This is a genomic window from Collinsella aerofaciens, assembly GCF_015552075.1.
Classification (GTDB): domain Bacteria; phylum Actinomycetota; class Coriobacteriia; order Coriobacteriales; family Coriobacteriaceae; genus Collinsella; species Collinsella aerofaciens_Y.
This window is the reverse complement of record NZ_JADNDZ010000052.1, coordinates 43,042-61,576: the sequence shown is the minus strand read 5'-3', so window position 1 is coordinate 61,576 and position 18,535 is coordinate 43,042. Positions and strand designations below refer to the sequence as shown.

The 18,535-nt window shown below is 62.0% G+C and carries 18 protein-coding genes; 17 read left to right on the top strand and 1 reads right to left on the bottom strand.

The window, feature by feature from the left end:
* Positions 1 to 23 precede the first annotated feature (23 nt).
* On the top strand, positions 24 to 479 hold the full coding sequence (gene rsfS / locus I2D41_RS03595; protein WP_035138582.1) for a ribosome silencing factor: 456 nt from the start codon (positions 24 to 26) through the stop codon (positions 477 to 479).
* Positions 480 to 575: 96 nt separating this feature from the next.
* On the opposite strand, the gene dinB is transcribed toward rsfS, so the two are convergent.
* Positions 576 to 1,829: a DNA polymerase IV gene (dinB, locus tag I2D41_RS03590; RefSeq protein ID WP_195363565.1), complete on the bottom strand. Its 1,254-nt coding sequence runs from the start codon at positions 1,827 to 1,829 to the stop codon at positions 576 to 578.
* Positions 1,830 to 2,030: 201 nt separating this feature from the next.
* On the opposite strand from dinB, the gene rpsP reads away from it, so the two are divergent.
* The 16 genes from rpsP (at position 2,031) to I2D41_RS03510 (ending at position 18,428) form a co-directional block, all read left to right on the top strand.
* Positions 2,031 to 2,372 (top strand): 30S ribosomal protein S16, encoded by a 342-nt coding sequence (gene rpsP / locus I2D41_RS03585; RefSeq protein ID WP_117735148.1) that lies wholly within the window; start codon positions 2,031 to 2,033, stop codon positions 2,370 to 2,372.
* 42 nt (positions 2,373 to 2,414) lie between these two features.
* The gene (locus I2D41_RS03580) at positions 2,415 to 2,660 is read left to right on the top strand and encodes a KH domain-containing protein (RefSeq protein WP_229042092.1); all 246 of its coding nucleotides are present in this window, start codon (positions 2,415 to 2,417) and stop codon (positions 2,658 to 2,660) included.
* A gap of 34 nt (positions 2,661 to 2,694) precedes the next feature.
* Positions 2,695 to 3,186, top strand: a complete 492-nt coding sequence (gene rimM, locus I2D41_RS03575; protein WP_271741638.1) for a ribosome maturation factor RimM — start codon at positions 2,695 to 2,697, stop codon at positions 3,184 to 3,186.
* Between the two features lie 10 nt (positions 3,187 to 3,196).
* Positions 3,197 to 3,955, top strand: coding sequence for a tRNA (guanosine(37)-N1)-methyltransferase TrmD (gene trmD, locus I2D41_RS03570; RefSeq protein WP_195363563.1), 759 nt, complete (start codon positions 3,197 to 3,199; stop codon positions 3,953 to 3,955).
* Positions 3,956 to 3,957: 2 nt separating this feature from the next.
* Positions 3,958 to 4,521, top strand: coding sequence for a signal peptidase I (gene lepB / locus I2D41_RS03565; RefSeq protein ID WP_117799082.1), 564 nt, complete (start codon positions 3,958 to 3,960; stop codon positions 4,519 to 4,521).
* A 59-nt stretch (positions 4,522 to 4,580) separates the two neighbouring features.
* Positions 4,581 to 5,492, top strand: coding sequence for a glycine--tRNA ligase subunit alpha (locus I2D41_RS03560; RefSeq protein WP_006236091.1), 912 nt, complete (start codon positions 4,581 to 4,583; stop codon positions 5,490 to 5,492).
* Between the two features lie 3 nt (positions 5,493 to 5,495).
* Complete coding sequence (glyS, locus tag I2D41_RS03555; RefSeq protein ID WP_195363562.1) at positions 5,496 to 7,592, top strand: glycine--tRNA ligase subunit beta; 2,097 nt, start codon at positions 5,496 to 5,498, stop codon at positions 7,590 to 7,592.
* A gap of 34 nt (positions 7,593 to 7,626) precedes the next feature.
* Positions 7,627 to 8,502 (top strand): pyruvate, water dikinase regulatory protein, encoded by an 876-nt coding sequence (locus I2D41_RS03550; RefSeq protein WP_195363561.1) that lies wholly within the window; start codon positions 7,627 to 7,629, stop codon positions 8,500 to 8,502.
* Between the two features lie 343 nt (positions 8,503 to 8,845).
* Entirely contained in the window at positions 8,846 to 11,596 is a 2,751-nt protein-coding gene (ppdK, locus tag I2D41_RS03545; protein WP_195363560.1) for a pyruvate, phosphate dikinase, read from the top strand.
* A gap of 209 nt (positions 11,597 to 11,805) precedes the next feature.
* The gene (gene rplS / locus I2D41_RS03540) at positions 11,806 to 12,147 is read left to right on the top strand and encodes a 50S ribosomal protein L19 (protein ID WP_006236098.1); all 342 of its coding nucleotides are present in this window, start codon (positions 11,806 to 11,808) and stop codon (positions 12,145 to 12,147) included.
* 93 nt (positions 12,148 to 12,240) lie between these two features.
* On the top strand, positions 12,241 to 13,029 hold the full coding sequence (locus tag I2D41_RS03535; protein ID WP_055250018.1) for a ribonuclease HII: 789 nt from the start codon (positions 12,241 to 12,243) through the stop codon (positions 13,027 to 13,029).
* Positions 13,030 to 13,218: 189 nt separating this feature from the next.
* Positions 13,219 to 13,704: a YraN family protein gene (locus I2D41_RS03530; RefSeq protein WP_195363559.1), complete on the top strand. Its 486-nt coding sequence runs from the start codon at positions 13,219 to 13,221 to the stop codon at positions 13,702 to 13,704.
* Positions 13,704 to 15,227 carry a YifB family Mg chelatase-like AAA ATPase gene (locus tag I2D41_RS03525; RefSeq protein WP_195363558.1) on the top strand — a complete coding sequence of 508 codons (1,524 nt, stop codon included), beginning with the start codon at positions 13,704 to 13,706 and terminating at the stop codon, positions 15,225 to 15,227. The genes I2D41_RS03530 and I2D41_RS03525 overlap by 1 nt, the downstream gene beginning before the upstream one ends.
* Positions 15,224 to 16,159, top strand: coding sequence for a DNA-processing protein DprA (locus I2D41_RS03520; RefSeq protein WP_324249160.1), 936 nt, complete (start codon positions 15,224 to 15,226; stop codon positions 16,157 to 16,159). Before I2D41_RS03525 ends, I2D41_RS03520 begins: the two co-directional genes overlap by 4 nt.
* 14 nt (positions 16,160 to 16,173) lie before the next feature.
* A complete protein-coding gene (trmFO, locus tag I2D41_RS03515; protein WP_161144691.1) occupies positions 16,174 to 17,511 on the top strand; it encodes a methylenetetrahydrofolate--tRNA-(uracil(54)-C(5))-methyltransferase (FADH(2)-oxidizing) TrmFO in 1,338 nt (445 codons plus the stop codon).
* On the top strand, positions 17,508 to 18,428 hold the full coding sequence (locus tag I2D41_RS03510; protein WP_195363584.1) for a tyrosine recombinase XerC: 921 nt from the start codon (positions 17,508 to 17,510) through the stop codon (positions 18,426 to 18,428). The genes trmFO and I2D41_RS03510 overlap by 4 nt, the downstream gene beginning before the upstream one ends.
* Positions 18,429 to 18,535 lie beyond the last annotated feature (107 nt).

Sequence of the window (18,535 nt, the reverse complement as noted above, 5' to 3'; positions counted from 1 at the left end):
GGCTGTCTAGAAAGAGGTATTCCATGGCCGACGAGACCATGACCGACGAGCAGATTCTTGAAGGTGTGGAGCACAAGAGCTTCGTCGCCACGTCCGACCGCACTGCCGCCTCGCTGTCTGCGAGCGGTGTCGCCGCCGAGGATGTCGCCCGCGCCGCCGCGCAGGCCGCCTACGACAAGAAGGGCGAGGACGTGCAGGTGCTCGACCTGACCGAGCTTTCCGATGTGTGCGACTACTTTGTGCTCGCCACCGGTACCAACAACCGCCAAGTCGATTCGATCGTCGACGAGATCGAGGAGAAGGTCGCCGAGGCTTGCGGCGAGCATCCGTTCTCCATCGAGGGCCGTGAGCAGAAGACCTGGATGCTCATGGACTACGGTTCTGTTGTCGTCCACGTCTTCACTCCCGAAGCCCGCGACTTCTACCGCCTAGAAAAGCTCTGGGGCGACGCCCCCCAGCTCCCCCTCAACCTCCTCTAGTAGCTCATTTGAGACGGGGTTTAGCTAACCTCACGCATATCGCCGGGCAGTTGCGGTTTTCCGCACCTGCCCGGCTTTCTTTTTACCCAAAGGTGGTTAATCGTTGAAGCGGGATTGGCGGCCGAAGGATAGGGCGGTGTCGCCGAATTTGTCTCGGACGGCGTCGATGGCGACGGAGAGGTCGCGGCGGTCGCTGGATTGGGCTCCGCGGTCATCGATCTCGCAGAACAGGTCGGTTTGGATCCCGCCTTGGTGATCGAAATCGCTCATGCCGATGCCAGCTAAGCGAACATGCATGCCTTCCTGCCAGATGTTGTCGAGCAGTTCGAGTGCAACCGCCACGAAGATGTTCTCATCGTCGGTCGGATGAGGCAGCCGCCGCTGCGCCGTTCGCCCGCTTCCATACGAATACTTGAGCTTGAGCGTCACCGTGGCGCCCGTTAGTCCCTGACGGCGCAGACGGCGTCCCACTGACTCTCCCAACAGTGCAATCGCCGCTTCGATGTCCCCACGCTCAGTCAAATCTTTCGCAAAGGTGCGCTCATTGCTCACCGATTTAACCTCGCGTTCCTCATCAAGACTCGTGACTTCGGAAACCTCGAGTCCCAGCGCACGCTGGCGCATGCGTTCGCCGTTGACACCAAAAATAGAGGCCAAGGTGGATTCCGGTGCACGTGACAGCTCGCCGAGCGTGTAGATGCGCATGCGGCGCAGTCGCTCCTCGGCCGAGCGCCCGATGCCGCTCATGGCAGATACCGGCAGCGCAGCCAAAAAGCGCTGTTCGGTTCCGGGACGCACGATGGTCAACCCAAACGGCTTGTCCCGCTCACTTGCGATCTTTGCGACCGTTTTGTTGCAGCCGACACCGATGGAGCAGGTCACGCCGAGCGCTGCCACGCGATCACTGATGCGCCGTGCAACCAGCAGCGGGTCTTCGGGCGCAAAACGACCCGGTGTGATATCGATAAAGGCCTCGTCGATGGATACGCGCTCAACGCGCGGGGTCTCGTCGGCGAGAATCGCCATGACCTGCGCGCTGACATCGCGGTAGCGATCAAAATGCCCATGCGTCCAAATGGCCTGCGGACACAGGCGCCGTGCCTCGGCCGAGGGCATGGCGGAATGCACGCCAAAGCGACGCGCCTCGTAGGAGCAGGTCGATACAACACCGCGAGAATCGGCGTCACCGCCCACGATGAGCGGCTTGCCGCGCCACTCGGGGTGGTCGAGCATCTCCACGCTCGCAAAAAACGCGTCGAGGTCCATGAGGCCCACCGCCGGTCCCGTCCAGGGCGGCGGCGTGACGCCCGCAGCATCCTCATAACCGTATGTATGTTCGCGTCTTTTCATGGCATGAGTATACCGCGCAGCTCATGTGGGGTGCGTGGATGTGCTTGCAAATCGCGAATTCTTGTCTAAGATATGGATTTGCCTTCGACTACACCGAAGAAGTTGGTCTCACGGACTTCACCTGCCCGCGTCGATGGCGTATTATGTTCAACTGTTTGTTTGTAGTTGCAGCCTAAAGCTGCTTGGTTGGAGGAGTTTCCTTTGGCAGTCAAGATTCGCCTTGCTCGTCACGGCGCTAAGAAGCGTCCGTACTACCGTGTCGTCGTCGCCGATTCCCGCGCCCCGCGTGACGGTCGTATCATCGAGGAGGTTGGCCGCTACAACCCGATGACCGCCCCCAAGACCATCAACCTCGATCTCGAGAAGATCGCCGACTGGCAGGCCAAGGGCGCTCAGCTCACCGACGCTGTCGTCGCTCTGGTCAAGGCCGCCAACGAGGGCGAGAAGACCGAGACCGTCGTCAAGAAGTCCAAGAAGCAGCTCGCCAAAGAGGCCGAGGCCGCTAAGGCTGCCGCTGAGGCCGCTGAGGGCGCCGAGGAGTAAATCGTGCCTGAGGTTGACGCTGCACAGCTCGAGGGTGAGGCAATGCTCTCAGATCGCATCGCCGATCTCGTCGAATATCTCGTTGTTCAGATCGTCGACGACCCGGATTCCGTGAGCCTTGAGGTCATCGATGGCGAAGACGCCTCTACTATTGAGGTTTCGGTTGCCGAGGATGACGTCGCTAAGGTCATCGGCCGTCGTGGCCGTACCATCAAGGCCATTCGCACGCTCGCCCGTGCACTGGCCGCTCGCCTCGACACTGCAGTCGAGGTAGAGGTTCTGGGCTAGGACCTTGAGGTCCCAGTACAAAAACATCGCCCGTGTGGTCAAGCCGCACGGAAGGAAGGGGGAGGTCCTCGCGCAGCCGCTGCGGGGGCTTCCTTCTGTATTGGAGCCGGGTATGCGCGTCGCCTTGACGCCGCCGGCACTCAAGCGCGACCGCTTTTGCACGGTCGCATCCGTTAACGATACGGGCGATGGCGATCTGGTCGCGTTTGAGGGCATTGATGACTTGACGGCCGCCGAGGGCATCACGGGATGCTATGTGCTGGCAAATCGTGACGATTTTGAGCTCGATTCACTCGACGCCGCCTATACCGACCTGATGGGTCGCGAGGTGGTCGATGAGCGCTTTGGCTCGCTCGGCACGATTGTCGAGATTATGTCGACGCCCGCCAACGATGTTTGGGTTGTCGAGGGCGATCGGTACGGCGAGGTGCTGATTCCCGTGATCGAGCAGGTTGTGCTCGATCTTCCCGACACAGGAACAATTTCCGTCCACGTTATGGACGGCTTGATCGATATGGACAAGTAGGGAGGACAACATGCTGATCGAGACCCTTTCGGTCTTTCCCGAGATGTTTGAGCCCGTTATGTCCACATCGATTTTGGGCCGCGCCCGCAAGGCCGGCCTTTTTGATTTTAAGGCGTATAACCTGCGCGACTGGACGCACGACCGTCATCGCACCGTCGATGACGAGCCGTACGGCGGCGGGCAGGGCATGCTCATGAAGGTCGAGCCCATCGCCGAGGCCATCGAGGCTATTAGCTCCGAAGGTCCCAAGCCCACGGTTGTGTTCTTTACGCCCTGCGGCGAGCCCTTTACGCAGCATGTGGCCGAGCGCCTGCTCAAAAGCGAGCGCCTGCTGTTTGTGTGCAGTCGCTATGAGGGCGTCGACGAGCGCGCGTATGCGTATGCCGATGAGCGCTTGTCGATCGGCGACTACGTGCTTACGGGCGGCGAGCTTCCCGCTATGGTCGTTGCCGACGCCGTCGTGCGTCTGATTCCCGGCGCCCTTGGTGACGAGATGAGCAACGTGGACGAGTCGTTTTCGACTGCCGAGGACGGAGGACTGCTCGAGTACGCGCAGTACACCCGTCCGGCCGAGTTCAACGGCGAGGGCGTGCCTCCGGTGCTCGTGAGCGGCGACCACGCCAAGGTCGATGCTTGGCGTCGCAAGAACGCTATCGAGCGCACCTGCCGCTGGCGTCCCGATCTGATCGAGACGGCACGGCTCACGCCCGAGGAGCGCGCGTACGCGCAAGAGATTTTGGACGCGTCGTATTCGCTAAGCGAGGAGTGAGAATGGTTCCATCGCAGCATTCCGTGCTAAAGGGTGCCTTTGAGTGGATCGTGGTCGTCGCGATTGCGCTCGTCGCCACCTTTTTGATTCGCTCGTTTGTGGTTGAACCCTTTGTGGTGCCTACCGGCTCCATGGAGTCTACGATCGAGATTGGCGATCAGATTCTGGCGCAAAAGGTGAGCCTCGAGCTCGGTCAGCCCGTCAAACAGGGCGATATTGTGGTATTCCACAACCCCGATGGCACCTCCGAGCACGATGTTCTCGTCAAGCGAGTTATTGCCACGGCCGGCCAGACGGTCGACCTTCAGGACGGACACGTGGTCGTCGACGGCCAGGCGCTCGATGAAGACTATACGACCGGCATGAGCTGGCCGCTTTCGGTCCAGGCGCCCGCTGCTCAGGTGAGCTATCCTTACACCGTCCCTGACGGGTGCGTGTGGGTGATGGGCGACAACCGCGAGAACTCTGCCGACTCCCGCTACTTTGGCCCGGTCGACCGTTCGGACCTGATCGCCGTGGCGCTTGTTCGCTACTGGCCGCTCAACCGTATCGGCGCTATCGACTAAAAACCGCTATAGTACAGTACCTAACCGTGTAATCGTTTCGACGAGGGGATATTAGAGGCATGAACGCTTCATCGCTTTCCTTCCAAGACATCATCCTGCGTCTCCAGCAGTACTGGGGCGAGCAGGGCTGCGTCATTATGCAGCCCTATGACTCCGAGGTCGGTGCCGGTACCTTCCACACCGCGACCACGCTGCGCTCGCTCGGTCCCGCCGAGTGGCGCACCTGCTATGCGCAGCCCTGCCGCCGTCCCGCCGACGGCCGCTACGGCGAGAACCCCAACCGCATGCAGCACTACTATCAGTTCCAGGTGCTCATCAAGCCCTCGCCGGTTAACGCCCAGGAGCTCTACCTGGGGTCTCTTGCCGCCATTGGCCTGGATCCCAACGACCATGACGTCCGCTTTGTCGAGGACGACTGGGAGAGCCCGACGCTCGGCGCCTGGGGCCTTGGCTGGGAGGTCTGGCTCAACGGCATGGAGGTCACGCAGTTTACGTACTTCCAGCAGGTGGGCGGTATCGAGGTCGACCCCGTGCCCGTCGAGATCACCTATGGCCTGGAGCGTATCGCCATGTACGCTCAGGGCGTCAACTCGGTCTACGACCTGGTGTGGAGCTACCTGCCCGACGGCACGCCCATGACCTACGGCGACGTGTTCCTCGAGAACGAGCGCGAGTTCAGTGCCTATAACTTTGAGGTCGCCAACGTCGAGATGATGCGTCAGAAGTTTGACGACTACGAGGCCGAGTGCCACTCCTGCCTGGAGCGCAAGCTGCCGCTGCCCGCATACGACTGCGTCATGAAGTGCAGCCACGCTTTCAATCTGCTCGATGCCCGTGGCGCGCTGTCCGCAGTCGAGCGCGCCAACTACATTCTGCGCGTCCGCGCCGTCGCCAAGGCGTGCTGCGAGGCCTACATGGCCGAGGTCGCTGGAGTCAACGAGAATGCCGACCAGGAAGGCGAGGTGGCGTAAGCCATGGCAGACGCTAAGGATTTCCTGTTTGAGATCGGTACGGAGGAAATGCCCTCTGCACCGCTGAACAATGCCGTCAAGCAGCTTGGCACCATGATTGCCAAGGGTCTCGACGAGGCCGGTCTGGCCCACGGCGAGGTCCGCGTGATCTCGAGCCCGCGTCGCCTGGCTGCGCTCGTTGCCGACGTCGCCACCGCGACCGATGAGGTTCACGAGGTTAAGCGTGGCCCCGCGGCCAACATCGCCTTCGACGCCGACGGAAACGCCACCAAAGCCGCCCAGGGCTTCGCCCGCAAGTGCGGTGTGGCTGCCGAGGACCTGGTCCGTCGCGAGGACACCGACGGCCGTGAGTACGTCTTTGCCGAGAAGAACATCCCTTCCGCCCCGGCCACCCCGATTCTGACGGCCCTGTGCGAGAAGACCATCGCCGGCCTGCAGTGGCCCAATTACCGCTCTCAGCGCTGGGGTCACCAGCACGCCACGTTCGTGCGTCCGGTCCGCTGGATCTGCTGCCTTTTGGGCGAGGATGTCGTGCCCGTGTCCTTTGCTGACGTGACGAGCGGCAATACCACGCGCGGCCATCGCGTGCTTGGCCCCGGTGACCATGTGGTCGCCAGCCCCGCTGTTTACGAGCAGGTGCTCGAGGACGCCGGCGTGCTCTCTGCCGAGCGCCGTCGCGAGGCCATCCTTGCCGGAATCGCCGAGGTCGAGGCTGCCCGTCCTGGCTGCCACGTCGATACGCCCAAGAAGGTCTTCGAGGAGGTCATCAACCTCTGCGAGTGGCCGACGGTGCTCGTCGGTACCTTCGATGAGGAGTTCCTCAAGGTCCCGCACGAGATCATCTGCGAGTCTATGCTCACCAACCAGCGCTACTTCCCGATTTATGACGGCGAGGGCAAGCTGACGCGTGAGTTCGTGATTGTCTCCAACAGCAAGCCCGAGAACGCCGAGCGCGTGATCGACGGCAACGAGCGCGTTGTGCGCGCCCGCCTGGATGACGCCAAGTTCTTCTACGAGGAGGATCTGAAGATCTCCCTCGACGAGTTCCGCGAGCGTCTGGCCAAGGTCGCCTTCCAGGAGAAGCTCGGCAGCGTGCTCGCCAAGTCCGAGCGTATTGAGCAGCTCGCGCTCGCTATTGCCCGCGAGGCTCACCTGGGTGCCCACCTGGCCGCCGATGCCGGCCGCGCCGCTCACCTGTGCAAGGCCGACCTGGTGTCCAACGCCGTCGTCGAGTTCACGAGCCAGCAGGGCGTGATGGGCGGTTACTACGCCATCGCGATGGGGGAGAACGACGAGGTCGCCCACGCCATTCGCGATCACTATCGTCCCCGCTTCGCCGGCGACGAGCTGCCCGAGGGTACCGCTGGCTGCATCGTGGCCTGCGCCGACAAGCTCGATACCATTGCCGGTATTTTTGCCATCGGCGAGCCCCCGACCGGCTCTTCCGACCCGTACGCGCTGCGTCGTGCCGCCATCGGCATCATCAACATCCTGCGCGACCGTCTGCCGATCGACCCCACGTCGCTCATCGACTTTGCGCTCGAGCTCTATAGCGAGCAGGGCATTGAGTTTGACGCCGCCGAGGTCGCCCAGCAGGTCCGTGACTTCTTCCACGGCCGTCTGGTGAGCATGGCTCGCGATGAGAAGATCCCGGCCGACACCGTTGCCGCCGTTTCCGCGGTGCACATTATTGCCCCGTCGGTCTTCTTCGCCCGCTGCGCCGCCCTCGACGAGGCCCGCAAGAACGACGCCGAGACCTTCGACAACCTGGCGACTGCCTACGCCCGCGCCGCGCATATCTCCAAGCCCGAGCTGGGCGTGGAGTACGACCGCGCCCTGATGGGCGAGGTCGAGCTTGCGCTTGCCGACGCCTCCGAGGCCGCCCAGACCGCCGTCGACGCCGCCCTTGCTGCCGAGGATTACCCTGCCGCGTTTGCCGCCCTGGCCGCCCTGCGCGCGCCCATCGACCGTTTCTTCGACGAGGTCATGGTCATGGACAAGGACGAGCAGCTCCGCGATAATCGCCTTAAGCTGCTTAACCGCTTCGAGGCTGTTTTCTCCGGCATCGCCAACATCGGTGAGCTTGCCCGCAAAAAGTAAGCTAGCCTGCGCATAAGCGCAAAAGGAGCCCCGCATGGATTGCCCGGTCACCGCTCGTCCCACCGTTATCGTTATCTCCGACTCGCTCGGTGATACCGCTTGTGAGGTGGTGCTTGCGGCGTCCGGGCAATTTGATGAAGGGGCTTTTCGTGTTTTACGTCTGTCTAAGGTGACCTCGGTGGAGCAGGTCAAGTCGTTTGTGGGCCCGCGAGTCGATGCCGACCATCGTGATATCGCCGTGTTCCATACCATCGTCGATCCGGCGCTTCGTGCTCGCGTGCTCGACTACTTGGGCATGCTGCACATTCGCTCGGTCGACCTGATCGGCCCGACGCTTGCCGTGCTGTCGTCGCTCATCGGTGTGCCGCCCAAGGGCGTGGCCGGCGTGATCCACAAGACCGACGACCGCTATTTCCATCGCATCGAGGCCATGGAGTATTTTGTCGAGCACGATGACGGACGCGGTTGCGACGATCTGTCGGACGCCGATATCGTGTTACTGGGTGTGTCGCGCACGTCTAAGACGCCGCTTTCGATGTATCTGGCCTATCAGGGCTACAAGGTCGCAAACGTTCCGCTGGCGCACGGCATGGAGCCGCCCAAGTCGATTTACGAGGTCGACCCGATGCGCCTGTTCGGCCTGATATCGACTGTCGATGTGATTTCCGAGATCCGTGATAGCCGCCTGGGCGATGACTACGCCCGCGCCGTTGCCGGCTCCTACGCCGAGCCCGAGAGCGTGCGCAGTGAGCTCGAGGAAGCCCGTGCCCTCATGAAGCGTCTGGGTTGCTTTGTAGTGCGCACCGACGGCAAGGCCATCGAGGAAAGCGCTGCCGAGATCATTAGTCACTTGGAGGAAATCCGGGAAGCCCGTGCCCGCCGTACCGCCCGCCGAGACCAACAAAAATAGCTAATTTGGGACGGGGCTTTTTTAGCTACCCCCGTCGGCAATCGGTCAAAAACTTCGCGACCTCAGCCGGGGTAGCTAAAAAAGCCCCGTCCCAAATTAGCTACTTATGGTAAAGCGATTTAGCAAAAACATCGCATCTGACCTGCTAATTTCTTGTAGTGGTATCTTCATAAGGTAACCACCTTTACCTACCGTTTACCGCTAGTTTTAGCACGTTTACCAAACCGCGTATCCTCTGCTCAAGCCCATTCAAAACCCGCCGTATAGTTCCCTCACGGCCCGCATCCGGCGGGCCGATTCGTTACCACGGTCGTGCGCGAGATCGCATGGAAGGGGAAGTATCGTGAGCGATTGCAAGAGGGTTTACCGTTTTGGAACCGATGCCCAGGGCACCTGTGTCACTGAGGGCGACAAGTCTATGAACTTCGTACTTGGCGGCAAAGGCGCTAACCTTGCCGAGATGAGCCGTATCGGCCTGCCGGTTCCCGGTGGCTTTACCATTACCTGCCAGACCTGCGTCGAGTACTCCGGTGCCGGCAACGTCTGGCCCGAAGGCGCGCTCGACGAGATCGTTGCCGCCGAGGCCGACCTCGAGGCTCGCTGCGGCAAGAAGCTCGGCGATGCCCGTGACCCGCTGCTCGTCTCGGTGCGCTCGGGCGCTCCGTTTTCAATGCCCGGCATGATGGACACGGTCCTCAACTTGGGCCTCAACGACGAGTCCGTTCAGGGCCTTATCGCCCAGACGCAGAACCCGCGCTTTGCCTGGGACAGCTATCGTCGCTTTATCCAGATGTTCTCCAACGTCGTCATGGGTGTCGATGCCGACTTGTTCGAGAATGCCCTGACCCAGGCTCGCCTGGTCGCCGGCGTTCGCGTCGATTCTGAGCTTTCGGCCGAGGACCTGCAGGAGCTCGTCGAGACCTTCAAGTGCATTTTCTCCGACAACGTCGAGGCCGCCCAGTACCCCGAGCTCGAGGTCGCGGAAGGCAAGCCCGTCTTTCCGCACGATCCGGAGCTCCAGCTGCGCCTTGCCATTCAGGCCGTCTTTGGCAGCTGGATGAACGAGCGTGCCTGCATCTACCGCAAGCAGCACGGCATTTCCGACGACCTTGGCACCGCCGTCAACGTCCAGGCTATGGCCTTTGGCAATAAGGGCGAGACCTCGGCGACCGGCGTCGCCTTTACGCGCAACCCAGCCGACGGCACCAAGGAATTCTACGGCGACTTTCTGGTCAACGCCCAGGGCGAGGATGTCGTCGCCGGCATCCGCAACACCGAGCCCATTGCCGACCTCAAGACCACCCCGGGCCTCGAGTCCGCAGGTGAGGAGCTTGAGCGTGTCTTCCTGACGCTTGAGGATCACTACCGCGATATGTGCGACATCGAGTTCACCATCGAGCAGGGTAAGCTCTGGATGCTCCAGACCCGAGTGGGCAAGCGTACCGCAACCGCCGCCCTGCGCATCGCTATCGAGATGGTCGAGGAAGGCCTCATCACCCGTGAGGAGGCCGTGAGCCGCATCGATCCCGCGCAGCTCGACCAGCTCCTGCACCCGCAGTTCGATTCCTCCAAGAAGTACGAGGCGCTCGCATGCGGCCTTAACGCCAGTCCCGGTGCCGCCGTGGGCGAGGTCGTGTTCTCGAGCGATGACGCCGTCGCGCGTTCTGCCGAGGGTCATAAGGTCATTCTGGTCCGCTGGGAGACCAACCCTGACGACCTGAAGGGTATGGTCGCCGCCGAGGGTATCTTGACGAGCCATGGTGGCAAGACGAGCCACGCCGCCGTTATTGCCCGTGGCATGGGTACCCCTTGTGTCTGCGGTGTCGAGCGTTTCCATATCAACGCTGCCGAGAAGGTCGTTCGTATCGAGGACAGCGATCGCGTGCTGCACGAGGGTGACATCATCTCCATCGACGGCACTCAGGGCATCGTCGTCGACGGCGCCGTCGATCTGGTTTCGGCCGAGCTCACTGGCGACTTGGACACCATCCTGTCCTGGGCTGACGAGATCCGTCTGGACGAGACCGACGGTCATGCCAACCACGTGCGCGTCAACGCCGACAACCCCGAGGATGCCGAGCTCGCGCTCGAGTTTGGCGCCGAGGCCATCGGTCTGTGCCGTACCGAGCACATGTTCCTGGGCGATCGCAAGAACATTATCCAGAGCTTCATCCTGTCCGACGACGAGGCTGTGAAGCAGCAGGCCCTGGCCGATCTGCTCAAGGTTCAGACTGAGGACTTCTTGGCGATGTTCAAGACCATGTCCGGTCGCGATGTGGTCGTTCGCCTGCTCGATCCGCCGCTTCATGAGTTCCTGGACAATCCTCGCGAACTCGAGGTCGCCATCACCAAGAAGGAAGCCGCCGGCGCCAGCGAGGAAGAGCTTGCCGCCCTGCGTGCCCGCCTGCGCCGTATCGACGGCATGGTCGAGTCCAACCCGATGCTCGGCCTGCGCGGCGTGCGCCTGTCAGTCGTCTTCGGTGATCTGCCGCTCATGCAGGTCCGTGCCGTGGCAACGGCTGCCGCTCGCCTTATCAAGGAAGGCGTCGACCCGTGCCCCGAGATCATGGTTCCGCTTGTTTCCATCACGGCCGAGCATGTCCAGACCCGCGAGGTCATCGAGCGCGTGATCGCCGAGGTTTCCGCCGAGGAAGGCGTCGAGCTCGACATTCCCGTGGGCACGATGCTCGAGCTGCCGCGCGCCTGCATGGTCGCTGACGAGATCGCACAGCACGCCGACTTCTTCTGCTTTGGCACCAACGACCTTACCCAGACGACCTTTGGCTTCTCCCGCGACGATGCCGAGGCCAAGTTCATTCCGCTGTACCTGCACAAGAAGATCTTGAAGGACAACCCCTTCGAGACCATCGACTCGGCGGTGCTGGAGCTCGTGCGCATGGCCGTCGAGAAGGGTCGTGCCACCAACCCCGGCATGCACTTTGGCGTGTGCGGTGAGCACGGCGGCGACCCCAAGTCCATCAAGGGCCTGTTTAACGTGGCCGACGTGGACTACGTGTCCTGCTCGCCCTATCGCGTGCCCCTCGCGCGCCTGGCTGCCGCTCAGGCCAAGCTCGAGGCCAAGCGCAACGCCTAGCGCCCCGCACATCGACGTCTAGTGTAGCCCCCCTCATGCCGCCCGTCTCATTCGTGAGGCGGGCGGTTATCATGTGCGGGTTTTGTCTTTTTGTCTGCGTAAAAAATTGTTCTTGCAGCAGAAACCCGCGCGTGTATACTCGAATACGTTTGTTCAACTACGTGCCGGCCAAGATGGTACGGCACCTCTAGAAGAGTAAGGAATTGCACATGGATTACATCCGCGCAATCGAGCGTCAGCAGATCCGCGAGGACATTCCTCAGGTTCGCGTCGCCGACAACGTCAAGGTTCACTACCGCATTAAGGAAGGCGACCGCGAGCGCATCCAGGTCTTCCAGGGCGACGTCATCCGCATGGCCGGCGCCGGTGCCCGCGAGACCTTCACCGTCCGCAAGATGTCCTTCGGTGTCGGTGTTGAGCGTACCTTCCCGCTTCACAGCCCCAAGATCGCCAAGCTCGAGGTCGTTCGTCATGGTCGCGTCCGTCGCGCCAAGCTGTACTACCTCCGCGACAAGGTGGGCAAGGCTGCTCGCATCCCCGAGAAGCGCTAAGAAGATCGCAGCGTCTGTCCACTCGTTTGGACACAAGGGTCACCTTCGGGTGGCCCTTCTTTTTATCTGATTTGCATGCAAGGAGGGCCTGGTATGGCCAACATGACGAGCTCGGTTTCGGCATCGCAGGTTGCCGGTGAGTTGGCGAGCGCCACGTTTGAGGAGATTCCCGCCCTCGTGGAGCATTATCGCGAGGACCCGCGCCAGCAGGTGATCAAGGCTTGCGAACGCGCCCTCAAACGCCATGCCAAAGAGCTTGCCGAGCGCGAGCGCGTCAATGACATGTACGAGCTTATGCATGAGCTTGGCGGCGATGGAGTGGTCGTTGGTGTCGACGAGGTGGGTCGCGGATCGGTGGCCGGTCCTTTGACGGTATGCGCTGTCTGCCTTCCTATGGAGCCGCGCGTCTGGGGCATCAACGATTCCAAAAAGCTCACGCCGGCGCGCCGCGAGTTGCTCTCAGTGAAGATTGCCGAGGTGGCGACGGCGATCGGTTTTTGCCATATCGCGCCTAAGGATATCGATGAGATGGGCATGGCCCGTGCTATCCGTACCGCCGTTGCGGGCGCCGTGGCCGATACGGGGCTCGAGCCCGATTGCGTGCTTATGGATGGCAACCCCTTGGGCGCCGTTCCTAACGAGCGCGATGTGGTGAAGGGCGATGCCAAGATCGCCTGCATCGCCGCGGCGTCCATCATGGCCAAGGTCACGCGTGACGAGATGATGGTCGAGTACGACGCCGAGTATCCCGAGTACCATCTGGCCGAGTCGAAGGGCTATGCGAGCCCCGAGCACATCGAGGCCATTCGCAAACATGGACTTTGTCCGCTGCACCGCGTGAGCTTTTGCGGAAACTTTCTGCAGACTGAGCGCCTTTTCTAGGCCAATTGTGGAGATAGGGACCCCTGGGGTTTTATAAACCTGCTGGTAGCGGGCCGTATGCAACACCATCGCTGCGTACGGCCCGTTTTTTGTCGGCATTTGGTCAGCTTTTGGTTTGCTTCCGGTACTTACCCGCATGAAAGGTGCCCTCATCATCGGGGCAATGCAGTGTGCGGGAAAGGAGACCCCATGAGTGCCGCAAGCAAAAAGAGCAAGACGCAGCAGCTCAAAGAGCGTTGGGAAAACGGCGAGCTCGACTGCGGAGCGATGACGCCCGAGTTTATCAAGGGACTCAGTCCTCGCGAGCTGGGCATGCTGGGTGAGCTTATCGCAATCGACTACTTTAACGAGCGCGGCTACACCTTGCTGGAGCAGGGCTATCGTTGCACCGAGGGCGAGGCCGACCTGGTGCTGCTCGATGAGCTCGACGATGTCGTTGTGATGGCCGAGGTCAAGACGAGACGCGTCGCCCTGGATTGCACCACGCGGGTCTTTCCCGAGGAGGCCGTGGATGCCCAAAAGCAACGCCGCTACCGCCGCATCGCAAGCTGCTATCTCATGGAGCATTATCCGCTCAAGGCGATTCGCTTCGATGCCGTGGGCGTCACCATTCGCGGCGGGCATATCGCCGAGATCGAGCACCAGTACAGCGCGTTCGATTGGCAGGTGTCGTGATGGCGTTCGAGACGTTTGCCGTTCACGCGGCCTGCATCCGCGGCGTCGAGGCGATTCACGTCACGGTCGAGGTCTCGCTTGCCGGTGGCATCCCGGGCATCCAGATGCTCGGCATTCCGAGTATGGAGGTGATGGAGTCACGTGGTCGTATTCGTTGTGCGATGCGCTCCGCCGGGTTCGAGATCCCACGCTCGGGCATTACCGTTAACCTGGCACCCGGCGATATCCGCAAGACCGGTAGCGGCTTTGACCTGCCCATCGCCATCGCGGTATTGGCGGCCGATGGGCAGATTCCCCGTGACAACCTCGATCGCTGCCTTATCGCAGGTGAGCTTGGTCTGGACGGTACGGTGCTTCCCGTCAAGGGCGAGGTGGCGTTTCAACTATTGGCGCGTGATATGGGGCTGTCTTTTATCGCCGGCAGGTCCGACCAGCATGTGCCACTCGCGGGCGTGGATTGTGGATTCATCGATCATTTGTCTCAGCTTGCTCATGGTATGGGCGATGCCGCGCGGCACTACTTGGATTCTGAGGGCGTCGAGGCGACCTTTGAGCCTGAGCTCGACTATGCAGACGTGCTGGGGCAGGAAGTCGCTAAACGCGGCATGGCGCTTGCGGCGGCAGGAGAACTCGGCTTGCTCATGATTGGGTCCCCGGGATCGGGCAAGACGATGCTTGCGCGCCGTATGACCGGCATCCTGCCCGAGCTTTCCGTTGAGGATCAACAGGAGGCGCTGTGCATCCATTCGGTTTTGGGTGAGAACATCGATGGACTGCTTGCGGGGCATCGCCCCTTCCGCAGCCCGCATCACAGCATTTCGACCGCGGGCCTCATCGGCGGCGGACGTCCAGTGCATCCGGGCGAAATTAGCCTGGCTCATGGCGGCGTGCTCTTTTTGGACGAGCTTGCCGAGTTTCCCACGGGTGTACTGCAGGCGCTGCGTCAGCCCATCGAACGCGGTTATGTGAGGATCGTACGCGTCGACGGGGCCTTTACCTTCCCGTCGCGCTTTCAGCTGCTCGCTGCGAGCAATCCCTGCCCCTGCGGCTTTTTGGGCGATCGCGAGGTACCGTGTCGCTGCTCGGCGGCGATGGTCGAGCGCTATCGGGCAAAGCTGCGCGGTCCTTTGGCCGACCGTATCGACATGATGATCGATGTGACTCGTCCCGACCCTCAGGTGATTATCGAGGGCGCGGAGGGTATGTCGTCGGCCGAGTTACGTGACTACGTTGTGCGCGGTCGCGCTTTTCGCGCTTGGCGCGAATCCCGTATGGACGATGCGGATGCCGAGGCCGAGGATGACGAGACGCGGTCCATTGACGGCGTCGTTTCGACCTTTGAGCTCGATGATGCTGCCGAGAAATGCGTACTCGGCCTGTCCAAACGCACACATCTCACAGGGCGTGGCACCGTGCGCCTGGTTCGCATTGCGCGTACGATCGCAGATGTCGCCGAGAGCGAGCAAGTGACGCAGGACCACGTGCTCGAGGCGGCGATGTACCAGGGAAGGAGGGACCAATGATGGCCGAGGGAACCTTCGAGCTGCATCCAGGCGATGCGTTGTATCCCGAGACCGTTTTGGAGCTTTCTGATATACCCCAGACGCTTTATGTGCGCGGCAACCCCGAGGTACTTTCGACGCCCGCGCTCTCCATCATCGGCGCGCGCAAGGCCTCGCCGTATGGTCTTGCCGTGGCAGAGCTTGCGGCGAAGGTGGCGATCGAGGCAGGAGTGACGGTTGTTTCGGGCGGCGCGGTCGGTTGTGACCAGGCCTCGGGTTGGGCTGTGGTCAACGCCGGCGGCAAACACGTCGTGGTGCTGGGGACGGGCGCCGACGTGGTCTATCCGCGTTCGAGCGCGGGGCTTATTACGCGCACGCTCGATACGGGTGGCGCGGTCGTGTCGATCTCTCCGTGGGGCATGGGTCCGCGCAAGTTTGCCTTTCCGCGCCGCAATCGCGTGATCGCGGCCCTGTCGCAAGCCCTCTTTGTATCCGAGGCGGGTATGCCTTCCGGGACGTTTTCTACAGCCGAGGCTGCTATGGATTTGGGGCGCGAACTTCTTGCCGTGCCGGGGTCGATCCTATCGCCCGAGTCGCGTGGCACGAATTACCTCATTGCGAACGGTGCCTGCTGCATCGTCGACGAGGAATCTATCGAGATGGCTATCTCACGCATCTACGGAACCCTGCGCTACTCGCGCCCCGATGCTCCCGGCATTGCCGACCTGGATCCAACGCAGCAGACCGTGATGCATGCGCTCATCGCCTCTCCGCTCAAGGTCGACGACATCGCGGCGCTCGTCTCGCTCGATGCTGCCGGCGTACTCAAACTCCTGGGTTCGCTTGAACTCGAGGGCCTTATCGAGCGCATGATGGATGGAAGGTATGCGCCCTCCAAGTTTGCCCTTCACGCCCAGACGCCCTTCGGTCACAATGGAAAACGTGTCAATTAGAAAGGTGTTTGCAGATGCAGTTCGATCAGGTGACGGTTATCGGTGGCGGTCTGGCGGGTTCGGAATGCGCGATCCAGCTGGCAGACCGCGGGTTTGCCGTAAAGCTGTGCGAGATGCGCCCCCAGGTGAGCTCCCCGGCCCACCATACCGATCACCTGGCAGAGCTCGTCTGCTCCAATTCGTTTAAGTCGACCCGTCCGGATTCCGCGGCTGGTTTGCTGAAGGCCGAGCTTGAGCGCATGGGTTCAGTCCTGCTCGATTGCGCCCATCGCGCGGCTGTTCCCGCCGGTGGCGCCTTGGCGGTCGACCGCGTCAAGTTTTCCGAGCTTGTCGAGGCCGAGGTTGCCGCTCGTCCCAATATCGAGGTCGTGCACGGCGAGGTCACGCAGATTCCCGAGGGTCACGTGGTCATTGCCGCGGGCCCGCTGTGTTCACCGGCGCTGAGCGAAGAGGTTATGAAGCTCGTCGGTGGCGATGCCCTGGCATTCTTTGATGCGGCGGCGCCGATCGTCGATGCCTCCACGCTCGATATGGACGTGCTGTTCTCGCAGTCGCGCTACGAGGAGCAGGGGAGCGGCGACTATCTCAACGCTCCGCTCAACAAGGAGGAGTACGAGGCCTTTATCGAGGCGCTTACCACGGCCGACCGCGTGGTGCTCAAAGACTTTGAGGGCGGCGATCTGTTCCAGGCCTGCCAGCCTGCCGAGGAAGTTGCGCGCACCGGCAAGGACGCCATTCGCTTTGGCGCCATGAAGCCCGTCGGCCTCACCGACCCGCGTACCGGACGTCGCCCCTGGGCGGCGATTCAGCTGCGTGCCGAGAACAAGGAGAAGACCGCCTATAACCTGGTGGGCTTCCAGACCAACCTGACCTTTGGCGAGCAGAAGCGCGTCTTCCATATGGTGCCGGGCCTGGAGAACGCTGAGTTCTTCCGCTACGGTGTCATGCACCGCAATACCTTTGTCGACGCCCCGCACGTGCTCGATGGCACCTTTGCCGTGCCCGGTACCGGCGTGCGCCTGGCCGGTCAGATCACCGGCACCGAGGGGTACATGGAAGCCGTGGCGACGGGCCTGCTCGCGGCGCTCAACACCTATGCCGAGGCTATCGGTGCCGCGGGCGTCGAGTTGCCGCGTGTGGGCGCCCTGGGTGCGCTCGTGGGCTATGCGACCGATCCTGCCACCGTGGGCTATCAGCCCATGCATGTCAACTTTGGCCTGGTGCCGCCACTCGAGGATGGTAAGCGCCGCAGCAAGCGCGACCGCTACCAGGCCTATGCGGACCGTGCGCTCGAGGCCCTTGATGCCTATCTGGCCACTCGCCCCGATTTGTTTGGAGGCGACCGGTCATAGCCTTTGACCTGTACGACACCGTCGACTCGTTTATCGCCTACATCGCACGTGTCGAGGGACTTTCTCCCAACACGGTGACGGCCTATGGCTCGCGGTTGGAGCGCTTTGCTGCCTGGTGCGAGCGCGAGGATATCGATGCTTTCGCTGCCGACGTGCGCACCATTCGTCGCTATCTTGCCGAGCTTTCGCGTGAGCAGGTGGCTCCCCGAACGCTTGCGGCGCATCTGTCTGCCATTCGCTCGCTCTATCGGTGGATGGCTGCCGAGGGGATTGTCGAGGGCGATGCAGTCTCGGCGATCGCGTCGCCCAAGCTGCCGCGCGACCTGCCGGGCGTCCTTACGACCCAGCAGGTCGAGGCGCTGCTCAAGACGCCTGATACCTCAACGCCCGCGGGACTGCGCGATGCGGCGATGCTCGAGCTGCTCTATGCCTCGGGTGCTCGTATCTCTGAGCTCGCAGCACTCAATGTGGAGTCCATCGCTTGGTCCGAACGCACGCTGCGCCTTTGGGGCAAGGGGAGCAAAGAACGTATCGTCCCTCTGTATCGTCGTGCGCTCGAGGCGACGCGTCTCTATATTGAGGAGGGGAGGCCGGAGTTGCTCTCTCGTGCAAAGCGCCTTGACCTCGCTACCGGGCCGCATCCGCTGCTTATATCGGCGCGCGGCAATCGCATGAGTGCCGCCATCCTCCGGCGGCGGTTCCATACGCTGGCGACGCTCGCCGGCATTCCGTCCGACATCGCCCCGCATGCGATGCGCCATACTTTTGCGACCGACTTGCTCGAGGGCGGTGCGGACTTGCGCTCGGTTCAAGAGCTGCTGGGTCATGCGAGCCTGTCCACGACGCAGATCTACACACATCTCACGCCCGATCGGCTCAAACGTGCCGTGGCTCAAGCCCATCCCCGCGGCGAATAGTGGCTGAGACGACCCGCGCCGCACTCAGGTGTGTGGTTTTGATTGCGGGTTGGCAGGAAGATGCATTCCTGCTATCATTCATCGGGTTGCTTCACGGCAACATGTTT